This window comes from Kribbella sp. NBC_01245, from assembly GCF_036226525.1.
GTDB lineage: Bacteria > Actinomycetota > Actinomycetes > Propionibacteriales > Kribbellaceae > Kribbella.
Window position 1 is genome coordinate 6,444,837 of record NZ_CP108487.1, and the last position, 25,214, is coordinate 6,470,050.

The 25,214-nt window shown below is 63.8% G+C and carries 20 protein-coding genes; 15 read left to right on the plus strand and 5 right to left on the minus strand.

The genetic code is table 11. The features are described 5' to 3' along the window. Positions 1-127: 127 nt before the first annotated feature. From OG394_RS29460 to OG394_RS29480, 5 genes are all read left to right on the plus strand, one after another. A complete protein-coding gene (locus OG394_RS29460) occupies positions 128-1,549 on the plus strand; it encodes a restriction endonuclease fold toxin-2 domain-containing protein (protein WP_328990388.1) in 1,422 nt (473 codons plus the stop codon). Continuing rightward, positions 1,549-1,953 (plus strand): hypothetical protein, encoded by a 405-nt coding sequence (locus OG394_RS29465; protein WP_328990390.1) that lies wholly within the window; start codon positions 1,549-1,551, stop codon positions 1,951-1,953. Before OG394_RS29460 ends, OG394_RS29465 begins: the two co-directional genes overlap by 1 nt. 40 nt (positions 1,954-1,993) lie before the next feature. Then, positions 1,994-2,407 carry a hypothetical protein gene (locus OG394_RS29470; protein WP_328990391.1) on the plus strand — a complete coding sequence of 138 codons (414 nt, stop codon included), beginning with the start codon at positions 1,994-1,996 and terminating at the stop codon, positions 2,405-2,407. 574 nt (positions 2,408-2,981) lie between these two features. Beyond that, positions 2,982-4,247: a hypothetical protein gene (locus OG394_RS29475; protein WP_328990392.1), complete on the plus strand. Its 1,266-nt coding sequence runs from the start codon at positions 2,982-2,984 to the stop codon at positions 4,245-4,247. Between the two features lie 17 nt (positions 4,248-4,264). Continuing rightward, positions 4,265-4,597, plus strand: coding sequence for a hypothetical protein (locus OG394_RS29480; protein ID WP_328990394.1), 333 nt, complete (start codon positions 4,265-4,267; stop codon positions 4,595-4,597). Positions 4,598-4,822: 225 nt separating this feature from the next. Here the strand turns inward: OG394_RS29480 and OG394_RS29485 are convergent, their stop codons facing one another. Next, positions 4,823-5,392, minus strand: coding sequence for a hypothetical protein (locus OG394_RS29485; RefSeq protein ID WP_328990395.1), 570 nt, complete (start codon positions 5,390-5,392; stop codon positions 4,823-4,825). A gap of 489 nt (positions 5,393-5,881) precedes the next feature. On the opposite strand from OG394_RS29485, the gene OG394_RS29490 reads away from it, so the two are divergent. Next, positions 5,882-6,616 (plus strand): HD domain-containing protein, encoded by a 735-nt coding sequence (locus OG394_RS29490; protein WP_328990396.1) that lies wholly within the window; start codon positions 5,882-5,884, stop codon positions 6,614-6,616. Positions 6,617-6,762: 146 nt separating this feature from the next. Next, positions 6,763-7,227 (plus strand): NADAR family protein, encoded by a 465-nt coding sequence (locus OG394_RS29495; RefSeq protein WP_328990398.1) that lies wholly within the window; start codon positions 6,763-6,765, stop codon positions 7,225-7,227. Between the two features lie 69 nt (positions 7,228-7,296). Here OG394_RS29495 and OG394_RS29500 read toward each other — a convergent pair whose 3' ends face one another. From OG394_RS29500 to OG394_RS29510, 3 genes are read right to left on the minus strand one after another with little or no spacing between them, the layout of a single operon-like run. After that, positions 7,297-8,148 (minus strand): N-6 DNA methylase, encoded by an 852-nt coding sequence (locus OG394_RS29500; RefSeq protein ID WP_328990399.1) that lies wholly within the window; start codon positions 8,146-8,148, stop codon positions 7,297-7,299. After that, positions 8,145-9,440: a ParM/StbA family protein gene (locus tag OG394_RS29505; protein WP_328990400.1), complete on the minus strand. Its 1,296-nt coding sequence runs from the start codon at positions 9,438-9,440 to the stop codon at positions 8,145-8,147. The genes OG394_RS29500 and OG394_RS29505 overlap by 4 nt, the downstream gene beginning before the upstream one ends. Positions 9,441-9,497: 57 nt before the next feature. After that, positions 9,498-9,977 (minus strand): hypothetical protein, encoded by a 480-nt coding sequence (locus OG394_RS29510; RefSeq protein WP_328990401.1) that lies wholly within the window; start codon positions 9,975-9,977, stop codon positions 9,498-9,500. Positions 9,978-11,499: 1,522 nt separating this feature from the next. Between OG394_RS29510 and OG394_RS29515 the strand changes: the two genes are divergently transcribed. The 3 genes from OG394_RS29515 (at position 11,500) to OG394_RS29525 (ending at position 14,704) form a co-directional block, all read left to right on the plus strand. Beyond that, positions 11,500-13,059, plus strand: a complete 1,560-nt coding sequence (locus OG394_RS29515) for a hypothetical protein (protein WP_328990403.1) — start codon at positions 11,500-11,502, stop codon at positions 13,057-13,059. 559 nt (positions 13,060-13,618) lie between these two features. Continuing rightward, positions 13,619-14,098, plus strand: coding sequence for a macro domain-containing protein (locus OG394_RS29520; protein WP_328990405.1), 480 nt, complete (start codon positions 13,619-13,621; stop codon positions 14,096-14,098). A 45-nt stretch (positions 14,099-14,143) separates the two neighbouring features. Further along, positions 14,144-14,704 (plus strand): hypothetical protein, encoded by a 561-nt coding sequence (locus OG394_RS29525; protein WP_328990407.1) that lies wholly within the window; start codon positions 14,144-14,146, stop codon positions 14,702-14,704. An 87-nt stretch (positions 14,705-14,791) separates the two neighbouring features. Here OG394_RS29525 and OG394_RS29530 read toward each other — a convergent pair whose 3' ends face one another. Next, a complete protein-coding gene (locus OG394_RS29530; RefSeq protein ID WP_328990408.1) occupies positions 14,792-15,304 on the minus strand; it encodes an Lsr2 dimerization domain-containing protein in 513 nt (170 codons plus the stop codon). A gap of 152 nt (positions 15,305-15,456) precedes the next feature. On the opposite strand from OG394_RS29530, the gene OG394_RS29535 reads away from it, so the two are divergent. The 5 genes from OG394_RS29535 to OG394_RS29555 all read left to right on the plus strand — a co-directional run bounded on the left by OG394_RS29535 (position 15,457) and on the right by OG394_RS29555 (position 25,093). After that, entirely contained in the window at positions 15,457-17,304 is a 1,848-nt protein-coding gene (locus OG394_RS29535) for a DHH family phosphoesterase (protein WP_328990409.1), read from the plus strand. Beyond that, positions 17,304-18,113: a CPBP family intramembrane glutamic endopeptidase gene (locus OG394_RS29540; protein WP_328990410.1), complete on the plus strand. Its 810-nt coding sequence runs from the start codon at positions 17,304-17,306 to the stop codon at positions 18,111-18,113. Before OG394_RS29535 ends, OG394_RS29540 begins: the two co-directional genes overlap by 1 nt. Before the next feature lie 90 nt (positions 18,114-18,203). Then, positions 18,204-18,644, plus strand: coding sequence for a hypothetical protein (locus tag OG394_RS29545; RefSeq protein WP_328990411.1), 441 nt, complete (start codon positions 18,204-18,206; stop codon positions 18,642-18,644). Positions 18,645-19,869: 1,225 nt separating this feature from the next. Then, a complete protein-coding gene (locus OG394_RS29550) occupies positions 19,870-21,735 on the plus strand; it encodes a DNA primase family protein (RefSeq protein ID WP_328990412.1) in 1,866 nt (621 codons plus the stop codon). An 85-nt stretch (positions 21,736-21,820) separates the two neighbouring features. Continuing rightward, positions 21,821-25,093: a hypothetical protein gene (locus tag OG394_RS29555; RefSeq protein ID WP_328990413.1), complete on the plus strand. Its 3,273-nt coding sequence runs from the start codon at positions 21,821-21,823 to the stop codon at positions 25,091-25,093. Positions 25,094-25,214: the final 121 nt, after the last annotated feature.

The window sequence follows — 25,214 nt, forward strand, 5'->3', positions numbered from 1 at the left end:
GGACCGACCACGCAGACCCGAACCCAATGAACCGGACCGTCCTTCCGACTCAGCTCCCACCCCTGACGCTCCGGTAGAGCGGACAGGCCCGGACCCTGCCGGCAACCGGCCGGATCCGGAATCCCGCGTGCAGCAGGGTGCCGCCGATTCGGCCGAGCGAACCGTCGAGGGGCGACCCGCAGCCTCGACCGGGCCGGACAAAAACTCGCCTGATTCGCGGCTGGACGAGGTTCAGAAAGACCGGCCGGATCGACCGTCGAATCGGCCCGCAGGTGACGCCGCAGACGTCGTGGACCAGCGAAACCGCCGCGACGCAGCAACGACCGAAAACCCACAGACGTCCTGCGAGGCCACATCGGCCGCGCATGATGCCTCTGACCGGTTGCCCGCGAAAATGCACGAAAAGATGCTTCAAAGCCCGGTCTTTACGCGCCTCGGCTGGGGATCCGGCGGCGATGCTCACTCCCGAAAAGAAGGCGATGTCCGTGCTCGAGACCCGAGGGAACAGGCAGTAGGTCCTGAGGGGCGACAGGACGGCGGCGAACCGGAGATCGCTGATGTGCCCGAGCCAGCGACGCGGAACGGCGAGCCTGCGGGTCTCGATTCCGACAGCCTCGACGGACCCCCTTCTCCCGAGAAGCAAGCCGAAGGCGACTCCGCGAGCAGCAGTGAGGAGACCGCGGGCGCCGGTCCGGAGACGCCGGTCGTAGCCGACGCTCCGAACCAAGCAGACGAGATCGCGGCTACGCCCGAGGACAGGACCCTGGACTCCGAAGCCAGAGACGACCCGAAGAGCACAGAACCACGCTCCGACAGTGAGCTGGCCGACCAACGCAGCGTCGACGAAGTGGACGCGGTTGCAACAGTTGGTGCCGATGAAGAGCAGCGACATCGGCTCGATGCTGCAGTTGACACCCAGTCGACGGTGCAGGATGCCGCGATGCCAGAAGGCGAGTCGCTCACGACGCTCCCCGATGGCAAAACTGTCGCAGAAGGCCGGAAGGAGTCAGAGACTTCGCTGCTGGCGTCGAACGCCGATGCCTCGGGCAGTGTTCAGACTGGTTTGGAGGAGCGCCAGTGGACGGATCCCGAGAAGCGTCGCAGCTGGGTCGAAGAACGGCTGGCTGATCCGGAACACACGAAACCGGTCACGTCGGATAAACCGTGGGCGCAATACCAAAGGGCGCGCGTTGGAGATGTCGAGGTAGAACTACAGACGGCGGAGCCTGGCAGCACGATCTGGGCAGACGGCCTGGAGATCGACCCTGACACGGTGGTCGTGGTGGAGGTGAAGTATGTGACGCGTCCCGATCGCAGCCTGTATGAGGGCACAGTGCCGCCGCGCATGCTCGAGGTCATGCTGCGCCCGTTCGATCGCGAGATGTACCGCTATGCAAGTGTCGTGCAACACAATGCCAATCCCGTTGAGAGGATCAGACTCGTGACGAGTACGGACGCCGCAGCGCGCTTCCTGGGAGAGCGAGCACGAAGGATCCTCGGCGAGGACATCGACCTGGATATCCAGGTCTGGTCGGAGGAAGAGCACTAATGCCGAACATCATCATCCTGTCGCCCGACGCGGACGGGTTCGATCTGGCCAAGGAGCATTTCGAGACGGCGGTCGTCGACGGCTTCGGGGCACAGGTGACTTCCCTCGTACCAGAGGTGCCTGACGAATCGCCTGTCGACATCGCGGCACGGATCGATCGGCCGGGCGAGCCGGCGTTCCAGATCTTCCACTTCCGCGCCCGCGACGGCATCTACACCGATGGCACAGATGAACAGGCGATCGAGGTCATGCTGTGGGCTCGGTCCATTCTTCCTGAGGAGCCGGGTGGGCGCATTTGGGCTGTCGACGAGGCCTACAACGGACACGTAGAGCTCCGTTCAGGGATGACCAAGGAAGACATTGAGGCAGGCTGGGTCGATCACGCGGATAATCCACCTGAGTAGCTGCAGACTCACGAGCCAGCGCAGCGAAAGGATGACCCCAGTGCTTGAGCAGAGCAGCGAGCAACTCACCGAGATTGGTGCAGCCATGCTCCGCGCCGCTCCCCCCGGTTGGCGACTCCTCCGACTCTCTGCGACCGGCGCGGCAGGCATGATCGGCACAGACCTCGAGATCGACATGGGAGACGGTTCCACGGACGTCTCAAACACGATCGAGCGCGCCGGACGTATCGCCTGCGACCTGCTCCGAGCAGAGATGTATCAACCAGGCAAAGGCACCTGGTACAACGCCAGTTTCATAGTCGACCCGGACAGTCGAATCGAAGCCGAGTTCGACTACGATCGCCGGCCCTTCGGGGAACAAGCCACCGATGACCTCTTACGAGAAGATCAGGAGGTTTACCCGCGTGACAACGAACTGTTGCCCGATTGGCACCCCACAAAGGCGCTCGACTGACTACAACGGATACCTAGCGCTGAGCTCAGAGATGTCCAAGTACGACGTTCAGGCGGGCTGGGGCGGATCACGCGGTCGAGTAGCTGCAGACTCACGGGAACGCACATGATGACTGTGCCTGGAGAGTGGCATCGATATGTCTTCCGGACGCTGAATAGCGCGGGGGAGTAGCGCCATGGACCGGCCGCGTAGGCCAGAGCCCGTCGAACCGGACCGCCCGTCCGATCAGACCCCCGGCCGCGACGCCTCGATCGAACCTGCCATCTCTGAGGCTGTCGACAGCCCAGAACCCAGCATTCAGCAGGACACCACCGATCCCGGGTACCGAGCGGTCGAGGGGCGACCCGGGGCCGCTGCCGGGCCGGCCAAGGACTCGCTCGACTCACGCGGGCACAAGGAACAGGACGACCGGCCAGATCAAACCCCGATACGACCAGTCCGTGATGGCGAAGACTCTGCCGACCAGCACTCTGGACGTGACACAGCGACGAGCGAGAACGCACAGTCATCCAGTGACTCGACGTCGATCGCCCAGGATGCCGCTGACCGGGCGCCCGCGGGAATGCGCGAAAAGATGCTGGAGGACCCGAGGTTTACACGCCTTGGCTGGGGATCCGGTGATGAGGCCAACTCGGATGACGGAGCTGACGACGGCGCCCACTCTGGCAAGCAAATAGAGGACCGCAACATCGAGACCAAGGAACAAGCGCCTCCTGAACGGCGCAATGTCGACGACGGCGAACGCACTGCGGGCGTCGATCCGGCCCGAATAGTAGACGAAGAGCGAGCCCGCACTGACGAGCCAGCGGTCGCTGATGACGATGCCGAGTCTGTGCACAAAGACGTGCCGTACGCAGCCGTAGACGCTACTGATCGAAGTCGCGATCCGGTCGCCAATCCCGAGAGCTCACCCGATACCTCGGAGGGACCGTCGAACGACGACCATCACAATGACAGCATCGACGACGACGTCAGCAAGGGCCGCGAAACCGCAGATCGCTGGGACCTCTTCAGCGCCGATGCCGAAGTCAACGGTGAGATCGTCCGGGCGCGCTTCGATCGCTGGAACCCTGAGCAATTCACAATGTCACGACCGCCGAAACCGGATGCCATCGAGCTGAACACCCCTCCACCAGATGAAGATCCCCTCGACGTCGACGTCCAACGTGCCGAGGACGGGCGAAATGCAGTTCTATACGTGGCAAACCACAAGGATTCTAAGCCCTGGTTGGAGCCGGTAGTCGACTGCGAACCCGTAGTCCAAAGCGTGTATGTCTCAATCGATCAAGGAGGTGGCCACGGTCACATCCGGCATGGTGCGATGGGTACTGACGAAATGCAGGCTCGCAGGGTGGCCTATAACGAAGATCCCGCTCAGTTGGACCCAGGAAAGAGGGCTCTCGGTATCGATGGCCTCGACCCGACCAAGCCGCACTACTGCGGTCGAGACGCCACAAGGATTCACGACGCGACAGCCTTCGCGGCTGCGTACCTCGGAGCGACTGAGCATCCCGACGTTCGGGCGGTGCTCACAGCTCGATGGGATGAGAATTTCAAGCCCCTGTTGATCCCAATTCCGATTGCTGATCTTCTCGGCCCGGACGGACATCGATTCTGCTCTGGATTCGCACTCAAAGACTGGCCAGAGTCCAAGAAGCAGCGTAAGCAGTGGCTGCAGGCGCGAGATTCGGGGAGCGACCTAGGATCAGTTAAAGAGCCTGAGGTGGAGCAGATACCGACCTTTGAAGGCGGTGAGATCGCAGTAACTTTCAAGAGGAACCTTGGCGGTACTGGATATGAGATCGGAACAATCTTCCCTCGACTGTCCCGAGATTTGTGATGGCAAGGAGCGTTGGAATGCCCGGAATTGACATGTACTGGCTTAAGGATAAGACGGTTCCGTTTGCGACCTTCCTCGGTCTCATTCAAGCGTATTACCATCCGGAAGTTCGGAATGATGAATTTGATCTGCTGGTAGGTCGCGCGCAAGCGAATCGTCCTGATGACTTGCAGATGGCGACATTCAAGCAGGAGTTCGTCCGGCTCCTCCGGGGCGATCGCGAGGGGTTGCACCCTGAGGCGATAGACGCCGCGACCGAGTACGACGACTGGGACAACGACGACGAGTTTCTGCTGTGGCTGTGGCAGCAGCTGTATCCGACCGAGCCGGTTCCCGAGCGTGACGAGTGATCAGTTTGACCAGTCAGCATTCCACCCTTCGCGATGGCCCGAATACTCTGCCGACCGATCAAGCGCAGCGACGGCAGGCTGCAGCTGTGAACGGACTGAGAGGGCGGCGGCCAGAGTGCAGCCCGGCGCCCTGAAGCACGCCACCGAGTCGCTCGGCTCAGTGGCTTGTGGCCTCGACGACGATTACATCCGTTGTAGGGGCCTGAGTTGACTGTTGGATGCCGGTCATGCGGTAGGTCGATTGGCTTGGTTTAGCATTCGGTTGATGGTCTCCAGCAGCACTCCGTTATCGGCAGACCCTCGCCACTGCACGAACTCGAGGTTGTCGTCGCCTAGAAGCTGGGCCAATACCCCAACAGAGCCTGGCCCGAGCGGGGCGGGGGCCACGAGAATCACCGGTACGCCAAAGTCGGCCCGGAGAGCGAATCCGGACGCATCTTGTGCTCGGAACGTCGGTGCGCGCGTGAACTTTGCCTGCACGATGATGCTTCTCGCGCCCCGCTTCAGTATGATCCCGGTCGAGCCGTCCTGGAGCCCGGTCTCAGCCCTGTATTCAGCCGGGCCAAAGTGCCTCCAAAGCTCCGCTCGTAAGTCTGATTCGTATGCCTCAGCACGTTGCTGATCTGAGAGCACCTCCGCGACTGCACGTCGGGTGCTGGAGGGCAGGTCGGCATGTACGCCGTCGAGTGCCTCTGCCAGTTCGTTTTTCGCTTCGTCTGGCACCGCGGGGTTCTCGAGCACGCGATGCGTCACTGCGTTTGCGATCCGGTCGAACGCAGCCTCGTACTCGCCCACGCGCAGGCTGCGGAGGCGTTGCCCTGACACCGCGATATCCAAAGAAGGCCGCCAGCGCGAGCAGGACTGGTACGCCGATGCTGCTCGCATCTTTGGTGAAGACTCCCACAACTCCCGCCGCTCCGGATGCGGTGCCAACCAGGGCGCATGCAACGCGGGCGAGGCGGCCGAGTGCAATCGAAGATGCTGATTCCTCGATCTTGGAGGGCACGGGGGCCGGCTTCTCGGGGGTCTCGGAGCTCACATACCTGATCCTGGCGCAGTAGTCGCCGCGGCGCCAGCTTGCTCTGAGAGCAGCCGGCTCCGTTGTGGCCCGCGCTGTTGATCTGCGGGGACGAGCTACGCCACCGAACCCGGCGCCAATCACCGTTTCACTTGCGCCCGCTCTCTTGAAGAGGCTGTCGGGTGGCAGGTGTGCGCTGCGTTGCAGCGCCGGGGGAGTAGCGACCATCGAGTAGCTCGTTCCCACAAAGAAATGCGAGCACAACCATGAGCGCACTGCCCACTGACTTTCCGCAGGTCCCACTCAAACAGATGGATCCGTCGATGCTCGTTTTCGAGCTCGGCCGTGAGGTTCACCGACTCATGCCCGAGTCGAGCGAGCTCATCACCTCCGCCGCTGCGATGGCATCCTTCCTGCACCGCAGGCAAACCAGGTTCGTTCGTGGTCGTCTGCCGTGGGTGCCGTACATCGAGCACCCGCTTCGCGTCGCGCTACGGCTGATGCGATGGGGCGTTCGTGATCCAGAGGTCTTGGCCGCGGCTCTGCTGCATGACGTAGTAGAGGACTGCTCCGAAGAACTGCTCCGCATATTTGGTCGTCAAGCCGAGACGGCACGGGGTTGCCTGGCTCGGCTCTTCGGCGATGGGACGGCACAGCACGTGCATCAGGTCACGAACCCTGCTGCCGTGGTCGACCTGGAGAGCTACCAGATCCACATGACGGCACTGGCCTGGTCGCGGATTCCCGCGTTGTTGATCAAGGCCAGCGATCTCAAAGACAATGCTGGATCGATCCCCTACCAGCTGGGATACGGGCAGGATGAGCGGATGCTGCGTCGGCTTCGTAAGTACCTGCCGTGCGTGCGCGAGGTTGCACGGGGCTTAAGTGCTATGGGGCTCGAGGCAACATCTGAGTTCGCTTGGTCTGCGGCTGCAGCCGACCTGCGCCGGCTTACAGCAGAGTTGGAAGAGCTGGCCGGCGAGCTGGGCATTGTGGTGTGAGCTGCCCGCTCCGATCGCGCCAGCCTGCGGCAAGCCTCGCTCCAGCGAGATCTGCCCTTCTGCGCTCAGCGGTGCACCTCAGGCATCAGCACAGCTGATTCGGGGGCGCCCGGCCAGACGAGTGGATAAAACTTGGAGTGATAGCCGTGGGCCAGTTCGATCAGTCACCCATGTTCGCCGGAGAGCTCGCTTTCCTGTCGAACTTTGACCAGACACCGTTCCTCATGCCGCTCCTGGACGCCGAGGTTGCTTCGGCGGAGCACGCGTTCAACGCATTGAAGACCGTCGACGAAGACCAGCAGCATCACGTGCTCGAGGCGCCGACGCCGGGGGAGAGCAAGCGCCGCGGGCGCCGGGTGCCCCTTCGGCCCGGTTGGGATGCTGGCGTGCGGGTCTGGGCCATGCGGCAAGTGTTAACCGCCAAATTCGCGGTCCCTGCCCTTCGCTACCAACTCGTGCGTACCGAGGGCCGCGTGCTTGTGGAGACAAATCACTGGCACGACCAGTACTGGGGCTCGTGCTTCTGCCCGAGGCATGAGCAGACTCCCGGTATGAATATGCTCGGCGAGCTGCTGATGGTCATCCGCGCACGTCACAGGTCAACGACCTAGTTTCGCCCGAAGAAGCCCTCCTGGATCTCTCTGATCCGGGAGGGCTTCTTTTTGGTTGAGGCCGTCTGTCTATCGAGCCGTCCCCAGAGGCATTAGGGTGCCGCCGGTCCGGGCATCCGGTCGTGACGGGTGCAACCGTCCACCATGGCCCGAATCCAGGTTGGTGCAGCCTGGAGCCATCCTGTGGTCCGTTGTGGTGAATGAGGGTCCACCGGAGGTCGCCGGCGAGTCGAGCAGCTTCTGCGCTCTCTCCACCGTGTCGACATGGCGGAGCTTCCAGCCCCATCCGCCGAGGATGTGGGCTGGTGTTCGCCAGCTGTCGAACGTCTCCATGGTGAGGGTGTTTCTGCGGTGTACGACCGCGGGAACGTGGAGCAGCGACAGGTGGATGTAGGCCATGTGGACGGCTTGGGGTGCGATGTCCTCTGCCGTCACGTGTAACTGGGTCTGGGGGTTCAGTCCGGCGGTGCGCATCTCCTGAGTGATGGCGACGATGAACGCGGCTGCTCCACATGCTGGTTCGTACAGACTCGCGAAACCCTGGGACTGGATCTGCTCGGCAATTGCGTCGATCTGCATCCCTGCCATGAGCCTGGCGACGTCGTAGGGGGTGTAGAACTGGCCGAGGCGGCCGTTGCCGAGCTCCAGTTCCATGTAGAGGCGGCCGAGTACGTCGCAGGGTGCTTGCTCCATCGCGTTCACGACGAGCGCGAGGGCGTGCGCGAAGCGGTTCAGCTCGTCGCGGTCATAGCGACCTGCGGTGCGCAGGTACTGCTCCTCGCGCTCGTCGTACCCCCAGGAATCCACCGCGTTCCGGACGGCGAGCGCGGACATCTCGACGAAGTCGTCGAAGACTTCCGACATTCGCTTCTCGCCGGCGTTTGCCACGAGCAGCTTCACGATCTGCCTGTAACTGCTCACGAGTCGGGCTCGCCGACCGCCTGCACGGTGCTGGCCATCTCCACGTGGCGTGCCGCGATGTACATGCCTTCACGATTCAGGTGGCGTGAGTAGCTCGAGTCGAGGTAGAGGACCGGGACGTCGCCGGCGGCCTGCAGGAGTCGTGGGTGCAGCATCTCGCGTACCGGACCCGCGCCACCGCCGTAGACGTAGACCACCTCGGTCGTCGCGCCGGCCTGCGAGAGGACGTCACCGAACGCGGAGACGATCGCGTCGACCAGGTAGGTGGCTTCGTCGGCGACGAAGCCGGCAGCACGCTCGTGCCGTGACTTCTGCAGTACCGAGGGTGGAGCCTGGAGGAAGTCAGCGAGCTGCTTGCGCGATGTGAACTGCAACGCCTTATCGGATTCGCTCATGCGCTCCATGGCATTCATCAGCGCCGTACCGTGGCCCTGCTCGAGCGTGAACGCAGCCTCAGGGTTGAACCTGCCATCGGTGAAGACCGGGAAGTTGACGGTGCCCTCGCCGATGTCCACACCAACGGTGTTTCGGACAGTTACGAGATCGGCCGCGGTGACGTCGGCGAAGGCGCCGGGTTGACGGGTACGCAGGTCGTCGAGCAGCGCCTGGGCGAGCGGCTCCTTCTTGTCGGTGATCGCGAATTGTGCCGAGGCACCCTCGGCCATGACCTGGACGTCGACGAACTCGAGTCGAACCGATACCGGCGTTGAGAAGTTCTTGATCGTCACGAGGTGCACTACGGGCTCGGTGGCGCCAATCCCCATGAACTCGGCAGCGTAGGCGTTGCGGCGCGCGACGAACTCCGAGATCGGCAGCGCAAGACCAGCGCGCACTTTCACGCGCAGCTCATGGTCAGGAAGCGCGCCTGTGGCACGAACATGGTCGCGCAGCGCCTTGACCGCGAAGACCCCGAGTACGAGCACCTTGGCGAGTTCTTGGTCGACCTTGCTGTGCTTGCCCAGGACCTCGAACTCGGTGAACTTCGAGCCGCGCACATTCAGCGCCGCGCGGCCGAAGATGCGACGGTCACTCGCAGCAACCAGGGGAGTGCTCATCGTGCAGTCGAGTCGGTTGTAGAAGTCGTCACCCGCAGCCGCAGCGTCATCGCTGAGAACTCCAGCGGCAGACGTGTCCGCGAGCGGCACTTTCGGGTTCTGTCGGCTTGTCGAGGTAACCGCCGATGGGAGGTCGATCTCATCGAAGACTCCGCTCTCGTTGTTGCGGATGACACCTTTCACATAGCCGTTGCCGACGTCGATGCCGCCGGTGAGGGGGATGGTCGCTTCGCTCATTTCTGGATCCTTCATCTGCATGGTCTGGTGGTCTGGGGCACTGCGTCGGGCACTCGACTACCGGCGGGTGGACGACATGATTTCGTCGATGGAGGCCTGCTCCCGGACCCCAGGCACTTCGTGCTGCGCTGGTGTGGCTGCCGGCACGGCAGCGGGTCCTTCGAGGGACTCGACCGGCGCGGAAGATTGATCCGCGGGCGAAGACGCCTGGTCGTGTGCCATTGCCGGCGGTGCGTCACTCAACTGGTTGCGCGGCTCGCCCTGCGGAACGGTGTACTTCGCCTGCGAGGGTTCGGTCGGCAGAGTTCCCGCGGTATTGGCCGGCAGAGCTTGCCCATGTCGGAGCAGCTGCTCTACCGGTTTGTTCACGACGTCGATGTAGCCATCGCGCTCGATCGATTCGCGGATCAGCAGCCGGAGCGAGCCCGAGATGTTCTCCTGGAGGTCGAGCCACTGGTTCACCGAGACGTCTGCTGCGGGAACGCTCCAGCGAAGCCGCCGCGGATCTGCCGCCTCTGGCTGACTGGTCTTGGTCATCCGTGCACTCTCCTCGGCCTCGTCTACGGGACTCGGCCAGGTCGCCCTTGAGTCCTCTATCAGATTCGCATCCTATAAGCATTTAATGGTCTTTTGCAAACCTTTTAAAGACCATCTAAAGACCTATCCGCGTTCCGGGGCACCTCACGACTCGGCAAGGACGTCGATCAGACCCAGCCGAGCCCACCCGCCAGTTCCTACCGTGGCCCGTTGGTGGTCTCGTCAGTGCTCCAATAGGGGACAGGTCTGGTATCCCGGCCGCCCCGGTTCAGGCCCTGGTCCAGCAGGTGCCCAGCATCGACCCGGAGCGCGACGCCTGACGTTCGGCGACAGGACCGGCGGCAGACCGCGATGCGTCCCGGTCCTCCCACAGCCCAGTGATGCACGCCATCGAGGCAAGATCTGAACGCGGCTGAGCCCACCCAGGGACCGGATGAGTGTCGGTCGGCGCTCCCACGCCCTGCTCTTCTGGCTCTCCTTCATGCGCCCACGACTGCTGCGCAGTAGCTGTGAAGGGCCTGCGGCCCGCCTCGGGCGCGGTGCAACGAGTGCCGGTAAGACAGCCGTCGTACGAGCGATGCCGACGACCGTCACGGATGCCGGCCCAAAAGAGCCCAATCGAACTCCGGCACACGATGAGGGGCAAACCGCTGCGCGGCGCAACAGCCTGTGGATCCACAGCGCCAACCACCACAGCGATAGAGCGTCGGACCACCCTGTGGCGCCGCTGCGGTAGCCGCTAGCGGCAAGGTATTGCGGAGCCGTAGGCGATTAGAAGACCCACCAAAGCGAGCATCCGTACAGACGGAGGAAGAGTGCGCCGCTCGTACCTCGCGAGACTGCGAAAGCGCATCCGTACGGCGGTGCCACGCACGCCGATCAGAGCGAACAGCATCAGAGGGCCAAGACCAGGCGAAACAGCACCGGACCGTACACGCGCTTCGCGCAAGATGTCCCAGAGTCCGGACCGGTACGTACCAACGATTTCGCCTGATACACCAGCGTTCCAGTCCTCCGCTAACGCTCCGGACGTGGAACAGAAGGCGGAGAAGAAAAAGGGCATAAGAGAACCTGGCAACACGTGCCCTGAAGACGTCGCTTCGCTCGCCCCTCTCCGCTGCGCTCCGAGGACGTGTTGGTCGGCATAGCCGACGGGTTCCAACGGTCGCTGGCGCTCCCTGACCTCGCTGCGCTCGGCATGCCCAGATGGCATGGATGAGCCGCCGCGCTCGTCGCCAGCAATCGATGAATGGATGCCCTGCGGGCGCATCGAGTGAGCCACCAAGGCGACGACCCCGAGGTAGCTGAAGCGGCTCATAGCCAGCAGAGCTGGCACGGGACAAGCACGAGTCGGCGACCGGCTTCGTTATTGGCTCGTCCGCCACGAGATCTCATGCCGACCAGCTGGCAACAACTCCGCAAACACCGGTGCGGACATCCTCACCAGGGCTTGTCGACGCGCCCCTGACTACCGCAACAGGGGCCTCGCTCCTTCCCAGACCTTCCAAGATCGGAGTCGTCCATGGACACAGTGCTGCGCATCGAAAGCACCAAGCAGTTGGTCACCCACCGCGCCAAGCTCATGAAGCTGCATCGGGCAGACCCCTTAGACGAGCAGAAGAACCGGGTCAGCATCGGCTCGCGCGAAATTGCCACGACCAGCGAAGCGGAGCACGCCGACGGCACCATCCACACTGTGATGCATCACGAGATCGTTGAGACCTTCGCAGGGATCCTCGCCGACAGCACGATCGAGCAGTTCGACGTGTGGACTAGCCGCTGCCGCATCGAAAAAGACGAGGTCGGTCAGATCCTCGTCACTCCGTTGCGCATCAACGCCTCTCTCGGCGACGAGCCTGACCCCATGCAAGCGCCGGTTAATCTCGGCCGCTACCACACCTCGCGATCCGCCCTCGGGCAGGCCGCCCGGGAGATCTTCGGGCCCGACAGGCAGGCAGCCACGCTTGCCCCCGTGATGAAGTACTGGGACGAGAAGTTCCCGGGACGCGGACAGATGCCCAGCTCGGAGTACCAGCGCGACCTGCTGCCGTACTTGGTAGGCGCACAGACCGCCGCCGATGTCGCCGCAAACTGCTTCGGAGCCGACAACGTCCGTGCCGACGTGGTCAAGGCTGTGGCCATGGGGAAACTTGAGGCCCTCCGCTGGGCACTGCTGCTCTGGGATCGCTCAATGCCGGTCGATTGGGCCGTCGCTCACCTACGTCAGCACCAGGAGCGGGACGTGCTACTACCGGACTGGTTCGAGCTCGGCTCACCGTTTGGCAAGCTGATCCGGGGTCTCGACTCGAAGAGTCGCGCCCGGCTTCTGAAGAGGCGCGTCAGAGAAGGGGACTGGCGGCGGGGCAAGGAAGGAGACTCGTGGTGTGTCAGGGACGCCATGCGCAACTACGAAGCTCTGCTAGACGAGATGTGCGGGCCCGGCGGTCTGCCTGGCGTCGACGTAGAGCTACCAGGGCACGTACGGACCTGGAAGGAGTTCGAGGACGCCGTCAACTACACATGCGGCCACACCCGAAACGAACTCGCTCGCCAGAGCCGGGAGGACAGCGAGCGCCGAAGAATAGCTCGGGCAGTGTGGTTCGAAACAGCAGACGGCGAGCGCTGGCTGAAACGACGCAATGCCGCTGAGCAGCGCAAGCTCATTGAACGGCAGAAGGCTGAGTCCGAGAGGCTCGACAAGCTGAAGAAGGCGACCAGCACCGTGCACTCGACCTACGTCCTGCTCGTCGAGCGACTGGCCGCGGTCAGCAAGGCAGGAGACCTTCGCTACGTCGTAGCCGCAACACAGGCTCAGCTACGTGAATGGTCGATTGCCATGCGCAACTGCATCGCTGGGTACTCAGCGGACGTGTCTCAGACGTACACACCGCTCGTCGGAGTCTACGACCAAGACGAGCGGCTGGTCGCGAACATCTCGATCAAGATCGACCCCCGGTCGGGTGCTGCAGCAGTCCATGAGCTGGAGATCCGTCGGGGCCGTTCCTACCACACCCGATGGAGCAGTCAGATCCACCGCGACCTCGCCGAGGTGCTCGCTACGGCTCCTGCACGATGCGCGTGATCTGCCCTTGCCCTGCCGCGATTTCGACGCAGGTTGGTCGATTCCGCGGCAGAGCGACGACAAACCCGTGTGTGTTGGCGCCGCGGACAGTCCCCGACATGCACCCGGCGGAAGGTTTCCGCCGGGAGCCATGCCGGCCGACCGTCTGCGGAGCCAGCGGAGCTGGCACGGGACGGAACAGGAGTAGTCGGGCCAAGCCCAGTTCCTGTACCCCTGAGGAGAGTTCCGTGAATCATGCCTCACACCAGCGCACGCACGTGACGCATCAGATGAGAGCCGTCCCCTGTCGACCGGCTCGCCTTCGAGAGCGTGCCTGGTGACCACCGACGTCTCTCTGATCACGATTGCAGTCGAATGCCCTGTACCTGACTGCGACTCGATCTTGCGCAGCCGCAACCTGGAGCACGTCGTGTATGAGCACTTGGTCGAGAGACATGGATGCATCGACACGGTTGCGCACGTGATGGCCTATGAGGTCTCAGCGTCAGCAGCCGACTAGGGCATGCGCCGCCGGCCAGGCACGCCATCAGCTCGCTACCGATTGAATGCTGGAGTCATCATGCCGATCATCTTGCAGTCCCCCGGAACGAACCTGTTCGGCAGTGGCGCGGACATCCTCGTCAATGCCGTCAACACACGAGGAGTCATGGGCGCCGGTCTCGCCCTGCAGTTCAAACAGCGCTACCCGAGCATGTTCGCCGCCTACCGCGATCGCTGCCAGTCCGCTCTCGTGTCCATAGGATCCATCGACGTGCACATCGTGGAAACACACTCGCCGCGCACAGTGATGGTCGCGAACTTCCCCACGAAAGAACACTGGCGCGACCCATCGAAGCTCCAGTGGATCGAAGCGGGGCTCGTCGCCCTTCGACAGGTAATCATCGAATCCCAAGCCCGATCAATTGCCATCCCGCCTCTTGGCTGCGGCCTCGGAGGACTCGACTGGAGCGACGTATCCAACCGCATCGTCGAATCTCTGACGCCGGTCGCCGAGGCCGGCGTCGACGTCCTCCTGTACCCGCCTGCCAGTCGCAACTGAGCAGGACACGTCTCGCAGATGATTCATCGCACGAGAGGATTTACCATGCCCCACGTCACTCCAGACGATGCCGCAGCGGCGCGAATCGCGAATAACCCGCGCCGCCCCGTGTACTCACACGTCGACCTGGTTACCGGCGCGCGCAGCTGGGACGACGAGATCGGCATGCGTGCCGCCTACCGCGAGGGCTGGCGGGGCTGGGGACCGTCGAGCGTGACCAGCCCGCTGCTGGTATCCGGGCACTGCCCGGCAGATCCTGACGGTCGCGGCGCGGACGCCATGGCCGAGATGTTGTGGCGGGCAGAGGGTTTCGAGGTCCTGACCGTCCCCGCCGACTGGACGACCTATGGCAAGAGGGCCGGCTTCATCCGCAACCAGCAGATGGTCGACCTCGTAGTGGCCCTGCTCGAGCAGGGCAGCTCCGTGCGTTGCACGGCCTTCCTCGATCTGTGCCGCAGGCCGCGATGCCCGCAATCGCACGACCAACAGCTCGTGCCGCTGGTGGCGGGACACTTCTCCCATGGCACCGTTGACTGCCGGACCCGAGCCATCCAGGCCGGCATCGAGACCTTCGACGTGATGCATCCCTCGCTGCGTCCGGTGTGATGCTGGAGCCGGCGGGGAGATGTGTGGAACCGCTCTGTGGACTCGCATTCACGGCCCAGGCTGATGATCGAACCGGGCCGCGCCGGGCTATCTCTTCCGGACGATCCCGTGTGCGCCGTCGTAGGCGGCCTGCAACTCTTTGCTGATCCGCCCCTTGCCTTGAGCCTTGAATCCGTTCTCGCGGCCCCAGGCGCGGATCGTCTCGCGTTCCTCGGGAGTCATCTCGGGGACCTCAGGCCCGGGGCTCCTGCGCGGCTTCGGAGGTGCCTTACGGCGCTCCGTAACAATCCCGTGTACCTCGTCGTAGGCGGCCTGCAACTCTTTGCTGATCCGGCCCATGCCTTGGGCGTTGAATCCGTTGTCCCGGCCCCAGGCGCGGATCGCCTCACGTTCCTCGGGAGTCATCTCAGGGACTGCTCGCGGCTTAGGCGGCGTTGCCTTGCGGGCTGCCTCGACGTACTTCTTCAGCTCTGCCTGGAGCTCGCGCCGCTCCTTGGCGGTGAGGTCGATCTCGTACCAATCATCGAAGAGTCCGAAGGTGACCGTCGCGGCATTCGGACGCTTGCTCAGGTCCGACTCGACGACGCTTCGCTTGACCATGGTGTCGACCATAAGCCATTGAGTGATCTATGAAAAGTCATTGGATGACGATTCCTATAGATTAAGCAAAGATGATGTGATAACAGCATCAAGAAGAGGCTCGCGCTGCTAAAATCGCATTAGATGATCATTCGATCAGCAAGGACATGATGATGACCACAACCCCCACGTTCGTCGACTCCGATCGCCAGTGGCAGGGTGCCGGAACCACCTCCGACCTGTTCGCGCTGCTGCGCCACCGCAGGGGCTGGACCGACGAGTACCTCGAGGCCATCGACTGCGAGGAGCACGACGCGCTGAAGGATCTCGAAACTATGGTGGCCGCGCTCGAAGACGTCCGCCGTTCGGGAGGCACGATCACCGTGGCTCCCGATTTCGACATGGACGGCATTGCTTCAGGCGTTCTCGGATTCGCGGGGCTCAAGGAGCTCGGGTTCGAGGTGAACCTCTACATCCCCGACTACCGCCGCGGGCACGACCTGACCATCGAGGACATCGCCGACATTCATCGGCACTACCCGGAGACGACCACGCTGCTCACCTGTGACGGGGGAGTGAACTCCCATGCCGGTGTGCGCGCCGCACAGGCGTTGGGGTGGAAGATCCTGGTGACCGACCATCACCAGGAACTCGCTCCCGGCAGCGCAGCCGATGTCACTGTCGACCCGTGCCGCCTCGATGAGACCTACGCTCTGCGCGGGATCTGCGGCGCGCACGTTCTCTACCAGGTGCTGGAGGCCTATACCGCGGCACACCAGCCATCAAAGCGCTGGGCCATTCGCCTGCTACGCCTGTTCGCCGGCCTCGGTACCGTGTCCGACGTCATGCCCGTGCTGTACGAGAACAGGCAACTGGTGCGCGACTCGCTCTCGATCGCCCGGCTGCTGACCGCGGCCGCGCCGAGAACGGTTCCGAACCCTTATGGCGGGTTGGACCCGAACCCCGACGGCATCGATGTCCAGAAAGCCACGCTTCTGCAACTGCTTGCCGCAGAGCCGGGTGAGCACGATGCGGCGTACCTGGCCGCGTTCGAGGGTTTCGCGGTTCTCCTGAAGGCCTTCGCGCAGGCCGGCAAGGTCCGAAGCGTCGACGACATCGACGAAGGGTTCTACGGCTTCTATGTCGCCCCGGCGATGAACAGCCCCCGGCGGATCGGCACACCCTTGTCCGACTGCTTCGCGGTGTTCACGAGCCCGACCACGAACCAGAAGCTCGCCGCGGCCCAACGGGTGATCGCGAACAACGAGCGCCGCAAGGAACTGGTCGTCGAGCACCTGGCCGAGCTGACCGACGGCGACCAGCCATTGGCGCCATGGGTCTACTTCTCTGCCGCCCCTGCGGGCATGTACGGCCTGCTGGCCAACCAGATGATGGAGAAGCACGGTCACCCGGCCGTCGTGCTGAACCGGCCGGCGACGCCGTCGGAGCCGGTGAGCGGGTCTGGCAGGGCCCCAGCCTGGTTCGAGATCATCGCCGCGCTCGAGGGTCATGAGGACCTCTGGGCCATCGGTCACCAGCAGGCGTGTGGCGTGAAGCTGCGCACCGCCGCAGCGCTCGACAAGCTCTCGGCAATCCTCGAAAGCGCAACCCGCGTCGCAATGCTCGCCGCCGCAGACTCGATCGGGCCGGCGAGTGACCTCGTGCTCGGTCCAGGCCCCGAGTGCGACGCCCCACTGACCGACGTCGAACCACTGATCGAGCTGGTGCGCCGCATCGAGACACTGCGCCCGTTCGGCCACGGCTTCGTCGAGCCGGTCTTCGAAGTCGCACTCGACGGCTTCAGGGTGGACCGGATCGGCACCGAGAAGCAGCACCTGCGACTCGTCACCGGCACCGGTCTTGCCTGCCTGTGGTGGAACGCGGCCGAAGAGCACCATGACCGGCTTGCTCAGACCGCTACCAGCCACGATCTGGAGGCGTTGCGCTTCCTCGGGAGACTCCAGCTCAACACGTTCATGGGCGAGACCCGTCTACAGGTGGTCATCACGGAGCCGCTGTGATGACCACCGAGACTGACCGAAAGCCGCGGACCGAGCCGCCTCTCGCGGCGTCGCGCCGCATCGGCTGGTGCATGCTCGTGATGCTCGGCGTCCCCGGCGGGTACATCCTGCTCGCCGCGCTCGTTCTGGTGTGGATCGGGAACCCGGTCGTTGCCACGATCGCCGTCGGAGCGATCGTCACGCTGACTGTTGTCTGCGCGCGCTACCTGCGGCCCAGATTCTTCGCCTTCGATCCCGGACCTGGGCCAATGGACGGCACGCAGCGATCCCCGGGGTTCTGGCGCTGGGTGCTGCTCGCAATGCCAGTGACATTTCTGGCTGGTCAGACGATCGCGCTCATGCTCTATGGGCTGGTGGGGTCTCCTGGCTTCGACCGGCACCGCGAAGCCGAGCAGGCGTCGGCTCAGGTGCTGGTGATCACGCTGACTCTCGTGGTGGCCCCGCTCAGCGAGGAGGCACTCTTGCGGGGGCTCACCTATCCCCTGCTGCGCAAGCAGGTAGGTGTCGTGACGTCGGCAGTGCTCACGTCGCTGATCTTCGCCTGTATGCACGGCAACCTCGTCCAGGCGGTGGCGACTGCACCTCTAGGGCTCGTGCTCGCACTAATTGCCGAGCGCACCCGTGGGCTCTGGCAGGTCGTCGTTCTCCACTCGGCGTACAACCTTGCCGCAGCTCTGGTTCCACCGGGCGCCGTCCAGGCGCTGGCGACACCGGTCGGCGTCACGGTGACGGGCGCGGCCTGGGTTGGGTGCCTCGCCTGCCTGTTCGTGCGAGTCCGGTCGCGAGGTAGCGCGGCGAGGCCCGGGTGACCGGGGTGAAACCGGTCACCGGGGGGACAGTGGAAAGCCGAGTTCGGCCGGCCTCCTGGCCGGTCAGTGCAGCGAAAGGAGCTGATCATCATGGCTGTCATCGAGACCTGCGTCTACGTGGACGGCGAGCTGATGGCTCCGGCGCTGCTGCCGACGCTCAGGGCGAAATCCCGTCTGGCCTTTGCCAGCGCGAAGTACTTCCCTACCTTCGACATCGGCTACACCCACATCTACCGCATCACTGCCTGGGGTCTGTCCTGCGACAAGGCCGAGCGCCGTGCCAGGCGCAAGGTTGGCCGGTTCTACCGGAAGCTGAACCAGGTCGAAGGCTTCAGCACCATCACGCTCGACAAGCGTGAAGACTATGTGCGCAGCAACCAGAACTACTCGGTCACCTACGACATCGTCTATGTGATCGAGCAGACAGGCTCGCGCACCCAACGACCCGACGCCCCGTACCCGGAGTACCAGCACGATCTTCAGAAGCTGACGTTCACGCCGGAGACTGCCACGGTACTGACCCGGCGGTGACCGGACGCAGATCGTGCGTCGGGCAGGACATGCGAGAAGGACCGAAGGGATCCCTTCCCACGGGGAATACCCTCCGGTCCTTCTCTTCACGTTTCCATCCGCCAAGAGCGACGGTGACGGCGACAGTCTCCTGCCGTCTGCTTGTCATTGTAGCGGAATGAAAGATCATTCGACAACTATTGATAGATCATGCAGATGTGATCCCAATAGAGCCCGAATAGTCATCCATGACCCTCGCCTTGCGAGTGGCCGACCGCAGTGGCAGTCGTCCACCCCCCAGTTGCCCGGCAAGATGAGAACTGCTGCCGGCCATCTCCTACCACCCCGAAGCCGGCTACTGCCGGCTCTTCTGCCCCGGATGAGACCTCCTGTCTCGTCCGGGGCACCTTTGTTCAGATCAGATCGCTGCCAGATGTACCACTTGCTCTGGTACACCTCACGAACCGCGGTCTGACCTGGGGAAACGCATGGCCTGGGATTCGACAGCGCGAGTCGCCCGTACCACTGCGAACATTCCCGTGGTACGCCCGTTTGCCCTGGTCAGATACGGATTTGAGCCCGATGTACCAGAGGTACCACCGATCTGGCACCTTCCTCTAGCAGTGGGACGGCCGAGACACCGAGTCCCGCCGTCGCGGTGGCGTCGCAGGGGAGTGGGGGCCCGGCTGAGAACCCTGGACTGGTCGCAGGCGCACCCGCAGGCATGCGCATGTCAGGTCCGAAATCTCTGGTACCTCTGGTACAGGGGCACCAAAACCCCACCTGACCTGGCGTTCTGTCTGTACCACTTCAAATTTGGGAAGTGGTACAGCCCTGGCAGAAGCCCGGCGGAAACACGATCTGACCTGCGGAAACGCCTGTACCACTTGACGTGGTACAGCCTTCGCTGCCCCAGGGTGCCCAGGATCTGCCCGGGCCTGCCGCCTCCCACGTCCCGCCGCATCCGACGAGCGGACCCACTGGGACGAACTCGGGCGGCTGACGCCGCCCCCGGGTGCTGCTAGGCGCCCGCTCGACGTCGAGCACCCCTCGCTGCACGGACTGCACACTCCGGCCCACGTAGCTCACCCACGGGCACAGATAGTCATTCAGATAATCATTCAATGGATTGCAGATGATCATTCGAATGACGTAGGGTCGGTGGACACGTTCCATTCAGAGACGAACCGTGTCGGCTTCCCACCCCCTGCCGACGGGTCTCCATCACGATGCGAAGAGGCGACGCATGACCACTTCCGGCACGGGCAACGGCTCGTCCGTCTCGCCCGGCGACACCGGATCCTCGCCGCCGGTGACGAGAACCGCGACCCTGCTGACCGAGTTGCTCGACTTCTTCGACCGCCGCTCGCAAGCCGCGGCACCGCAGAACCTCATCGTTACCCACGTCACGACCACCTATCTGTCGCGTCTCGACCTGGACGCTGCGCCCACCCCTCGGCTACTGGAGCAGGAGTTGCTTGCCGCCAGCAACGCGATCATCAAGGCCGAGAACGTCAAGATCCCCAAGGGCGACGGCCGGTTGCCACTGGCCAAACGCCTCTCCTGCTGGCAGATCGCGCAGATACTCCTGCGCCTGCACCATGTCATCCGGATCGCGCCCAACGCGAAGGACACCGACCGCGAGTACGACCTACTCGCGATGTACAACGCCACCGGAGTCAATCGCGGCACCTACACCGTGAGCGAAGACGACCTCCGCACGACTGCGAGACGCTACGACACCCAGCTCACCCTGAACGACTTCAAAGAGGTCCTCGCGATCCTGCGTGAGGACAGCCCTCGGACCCAGCGGTGCGCGCACCGGGATCTGCTTGCCGTCAACAACGGCATCGTCTTGTACAGCGCAGCCGACCGCGACATCGAGATCGGTGGCCGGACGTTCCACTTCGAGGGCAAGAAGGTCCACCGCTTCGACCCGGCCATCGTCTTTCTTTCCAAGAGCCGCGTCGACTACGTCGAGGATGCGCCTCCGCAGGTCATCACCCACCCCGAGGACGGGGACTGGGAGATCGTCGCCTGGCTAGAGGAGATGTTCGACCAGCCCGGCCAGGAAGGACTGGCCGATCTGATCTGGGAGATCATCGGCGCAATCGTCCGGCCGCATGTTCGCTGGGGCAAGACTGCGTGGTTCTACAGTGAGCGCGGCAACAACGGCAAGGGCACGCTGTGTGCGCTCATGCGCAACTTGGTCGGTGACGGTACCCACACCTCGATCCCGCTGTCCGACTTCGGTAAGGACTTCGCGCTGGAGCCACTCGTTCGGGCAAACGCGATCATCGTCGACGAGAACGACGTAGGCACGCTCATCGACAAGGCCGCGAACCTGAAGGCGATCGTGACCGGCGACGTCATCCAGATCAACCGCAAGTACCGGATGCCGATCGCGTTCCAGTTCCTCGGCTTCATGGTGCAGTGCCTCAACGAATTCCCGAAAGCCAAGGACAAGTCTGAGAGCTTCTACCGCCGGCAGCTCTTCGTGCCCTTCACGAAGAGCTTCAGCGGCTCAGAACGCAAGTACATCAAGGACGACTACCTGCAGCGCACAGAGGTCCTCGAGTATGCGCTGTGGTACGCGATCAATCGTGCCGGAGCCGCAGATCCGGGGAACTACTACCAGCTCTCGGAGCCTGTGGCGACGAAGGCTGTACTCGCCGAGTACAAAGAGGTGAACGACCCGGTCAGGTCCTTCTGGGAGGAGCTCCGCGAGCTGTTCGTCTGGGACCTGTTGCCGTTCCCGTTCCTCTACGACCTGTTCAAGAGCTGGTTCCTCCGGGCGTCCCCGTCCGGGTCTCTGATCAGCCGGCAACGATTCGTCTCCAGCCTCGTCGCCATCATCGACGGCGACTCCGACTGGCACTGCCCGGACAAGAACCGCAAAATCCGTCCCGGCCAGATGCTGAACAAGCCCGAGCCGATGATCGCCGAGTACGAACTGAAGAGCTGGTACGCCCCTGCCTACAAGGGCACCGACCCGCTGAAGATCGGCAAACCCCTGCTCCAGGCGAGCTACCGCGGACTACTGCGCCATGCCCTGACCGCGACCGGCGCGGCGCCCGTCCCGGCTCCGGGATCGAGCCCCGATGAGCCCTGACACGACCAGCCCCGCTCAACGGCATGAAGCCGTGCCCGGACGAGATCCCGGTTCTGCAGACGCCTAGAACGAAATGAGAGACACGATGCCTGCTACCCAAGAGAGGACCCAGCTTCGGCGGCGACTCCCACCCGTCACAGCGGAGTCATCGCTGTTCACGTTCTATGACATCGAGTCCTTGTCGAATGTGTTCAGCCTCGTCGCCTACACGCCGCGCCCGGACCCGGCCCGCGATGCACTCGAGGTCTTCTTCCTCGTCGACGACGCCACGCTGGCCGCAGCGGTCCAGACGCACTCGCTGGTCGAGGTGATTCGCACCGGCAACCCCGGGCTGCCAAAGGTCGAGGTTTCGCTGTACGACCTGCACACCATCCGAGGCAACCTGCGGCTGGCGCAACTGATGGGGCTTTCCGACGCAGAGCAGGTGTGCGATCCGGAGCAGGACTCCTCATACCCCGGTGACTTGCGTCCCGTCTGTGATACCGACCCCAGCTTTGACCCGGCGGTCCACCCGTTCCTCGCCGGCTACAACTCCATGAACTACGACACGACCATGTTGGCGCTGTACCTGTCCGAGGTGTACTCCGACGTCGTCGACCACCGCGCCCGCCTGGCGTACGCACAGCAGCAACGCCGCAGTGCGAGTACGCCGCAGCGTGTCGCAGAGACCGAACAACTTCTCGTCGACGTCCTCGCACAGCGCCCGCAGTTCAAGCCGATCACCGCGGCCGCGTTGCGCGCACACAACGACGAACTGTTCGATGCCAAGAACATCGAGTACATGCCCGGTTACCTCGGCTGGGACACACCTCAGGGCAAGATCCGCCGCGCGATGCTCCAGTCCGGGCGTCACCTCGACGTCGCGCGGCTCAACGAACTGCAGCGCAAGGTCGGGCTGAAGCGCCTGCTCGGCATGCTCGGGCACCAGATCAAAGAATCCGGCAAGCTGGGCCACGACTCGATCATCACGACGCTCGAGGAGCTCTACGAACTGCTGGCCTACAACGTCGCCGACTGTTTGGGCCTGGCCCAGCTGTTCGAGCACCCGCTGTACTCCAGCGCCTTCGACCTCAAGGCCGGCCTACTGACCCAATACCGCGAGACCGTCTTCAACCGCAACGAGACGGTACGCCGCGACCGGCTGACCATCGATTCGTCCTCGGCGAAGTTCGTCGGCCGCATCCTCGCCCCGCACACGCCCCTGAACGACATCGAGAAGGTCTCGTTTGTCTACCCCGCCGCAGAAATCGCTCACGAGCGCGGAATCGCCCAGGTCAACGTGCTCGACGAATGCGTGCGGTTCTTCGAGGAGCACGTCGCCCCCGATCGCGCCGCCAACCCAGCACAGGCGAAGGCGCACACGGACTTCCTGCAGGTCGTCGCGTACTACCGGTCGATCGAGGGGCAGAACTTCAACGACTCCGAGGAGTACAGCGAGCTGTACGGACTCCCGGTCCGGTCGCTGAAGGAGATCCCGAAGTCGCCCAACAACCTGCCCTACTTCCTGGCCGACGGGACCCCGTCGTCGTGCTTCGCGACCTTCTCCACCGGGGGGATCCACGGGGCCGAGGCCGATATCGCCGGGTTCGAGCGAGACCTCGCGGAGCACCGCGCCAGCACGATGATGCTCGGTCTGGCCCGCCACCTCTACCCCGACGCGAAAGACTTCGTCGCCGAGGCGAAGCGCCAGCACAGCATGCTTGCCCTGCCAGACGGCACGTCAGTCGACAAGCGTCTCGTACTGCTCGGATCGGACCCGGCGAAGGTCAAGTACCGCAAACCCAAGAAGGACGACCCAGTCCAGGCAGAGCAACTGACGCGCGCCCAGACGCAGGTCCCTGACCCGGCAGGCCTCCTGGCGGTACAACGCCCGGACCACGAAGCCCTGGACGTTGCGATCACCGACAGCATGAGTCCCGGCGGCGTGTTCGTCATCCGGGGCAAGACGGTACTGGCAAAGTCCGCGGCCACGTCGGCCGAGTACCGGACGGAGGCGGCGAAGAAGGCACCGGAGCTGTTCGTTGCGAAGGAGGACGCGTCCACCAAGCTCCACCCGAAATACGCCCGGACCTCGACCGGCCACGTCACCCACGAGGACTTCACGAGCTACTACCCGAACCTGCTGCGCAACATGAGGGCCTTCTACAACCCCGAGCTGGGAGAAGACCGCTACGCAACGATCTTCTTCGACAAGGAACGACTCGGACGCGAACTCAAGCAGCCCGGCCTCCGCGCGGCTGAGAAGGAACGCCTGACCACCTTGCGCAACGGGACAAAGCTCATCCTCAACGCCGCGTCCGGCGCAGGCGATGCATCCCACAAGAACCCGATCCGGATGAACAACCGGATCATCTCGATGCGCATCATCGGTCAGCTCTTCAGCTGGCGGATCGGCCAGGCGCAGACGCTCGCCGGTGCCCGGATCATCTCCACGAACACCGACGGTCTCTACTCCGTACTGGACCGGGAGATCAACGACCAGGTGCTCGCCGAGCAGGCAGCACTGATCGGGGTCGACATCGAACCCGAGCCGATGTTCCTCATCAGCAAAGACTCGAACAACCGGCTGGAGCTCACCGCACCCCGAGCAGGAAGCACGCTCGCCGAAAGCCGGATCATCGCTGCTTCCGGCGGCACGCTGGCCTGCCATGTGGGACCCCGTCCGGACAAGTCACTGGCCCACCCGGCCGTCGTCGACTTCGCCCTGGCCCAGTACCTGCAGGTGGTCGCCACCAGGGGAGAGGCCGCACTGTCGGAGGCCTTCGACACAGACCTCGGGCGCAAGCTCATGGGCGAGGCGATCGACCCCGAGGACCCGCTGCGAACGGCGCTGCTGTTCCAGAACGTCATCGCCGCGTCGCGCGGCTCCATCACCTACCCGTTCGCTGCGGCCCCACTGGACCCCACTGCAGGCGACGAGGGTCAGCGGATCGTGGACCCGAGGCCGCTGCAGATGGTCAACCGGGCATTCGTCGTGCGTCACGGCACCGACGGTGCGGTCAGCCTGCTCAACGCCGGCGCCTGGAAAATCCCACCGGCCACCCAGGCGAAACGCCGACACGGTGCTCAGCGCCCGGTACCGGACGAGATCGCCACATCGATCCTCGCCCATCACGGCTGGGCCGCGACCCGCTGGATGAACTCCCAGAACCCCCGTCTGACCCTCGTCCCCGAAGACCGAGACGTCTCCACCCGCAAGATCAACGGCATCGACCCCACCTGGTCCATGGTCATCTGCAACGACGACCTAACTGCCCTGGGACCACCCGCCCTCATGGCAATCATCGAGGCACTCGACCTCGACGTGTACACCCAGATGCTCGCCGAGACGTTCACCAAAAACTGGATGAACACCTAGATGGGCGCCGTCAAGCGTGACGTCGAGCGGTACCTGCCGAAGGAACGTCTCCCACGAGGCTCCCTCTACCTGAAGCTCCTGCCAGCCCTACGCAGCGGCCTTCACGCCCCGTTCGTCGCCG

Coding starts and splice junctions, on each gene's coding strand:
- OG394_RS29465 (WP_328990390.1), top strand. CDS start 1,549: ATGCCGAACATCATCATCCTGTCGCCCGACGCGGACGGGTTCGATCTG.
- OG394_RS29475 (WP_328990392.1), top strand. CDS start 2,982: ATGCTGGAGGACCCGAGGTTTACACGCCTTGGCTGGGGATCCGGTGAT.
- OG394_RS29480 (WP_328990394.1), top strand. CDS start 4,265: ATGCCCGGAATTGACATGTACTGGCTTAAGGATAAGACGGTTCCGTTT.
- OG394_RS29490 (WP_328990396.1), top strand. CDS start 5,882: ATGAGCGCACTGCCCACTGACTTTCCGCAGGTCCCACTCAAACAGATG.
- OG394_RS29505 (WP_328990400.1), bottom strand. CDS start 9,440: ATGAGCGAAGCGACCATCCCCCTCACCGGCGGCATCGACGTCGGCAAC.
- OG394_RS29510 (WP_328990401.1), bottom strand. CDS start 9,977: ATGACCAAGACCAGTCAGCCAGAGGCGGCAGATCCGCGGCGGCTTCGC.
- OG394_RS29515 (WP_328990403.1), top strand. CDS start 11,500: ATGGACACAGTGCTGCGCATCGAAAGCACCAAGCAGTTGGTCACCCAC.
- OG394_RS29520 (WP_328990405.1), top strand. CDS start 13,619: ATGCCGATCATCTTGCAGTCCCCCGGAACGAACCTGTTCGGCAGTGGC.
- OG394_RS29525 (WP_328990407.1), top strand. CDS start 14,144: ATGCCCCACGTCACTCCAGACGATGCCGCAGCGGCGCGAATCGCGAAT.
- OG394_RS29530 (WP_328990408.1), bottom strand. CDS start 15,304: ATGGTCAAGCGAAGCGTCGTCGAGTCGGACCTGAGCAAGCGTCCGAAT.
- OG394_RS29535 (WP_328990409.1), top strand. CDS start 15,457: ATGACCACAACCCCCACGTTCGTCGACTCCGATCGCCAGTGGCAGGGT.
- OG394_RS29540 (WP_328990410.1), top strand. CDS start 17,304: ATGACCACCGAGACTGACCGAAAGCCGCGGACCGAGCCGCCTCTCGCG.
- OG394_RS29545 (WP_328990411.1), top strand. CDS start 18,204: ATGGCTGTCATCGAGACCTGCGTCTACGTGGACGGCGAGCTGATGGCT.
- OG394_RS29550 (WP_328990412.1), top strand. CDS start 19,870: ATGACCACTTCCGGCACGGGCAACGGCTCGTCCGTCTCGCCCGGCGAC.
- OG394_RS29555 (WP_328990413.1), top strand. CDS start 21,821: ATGCCTGCTACCCAAGAGAGGACCCAGCTTCGGCGGCGACTCCCACCC.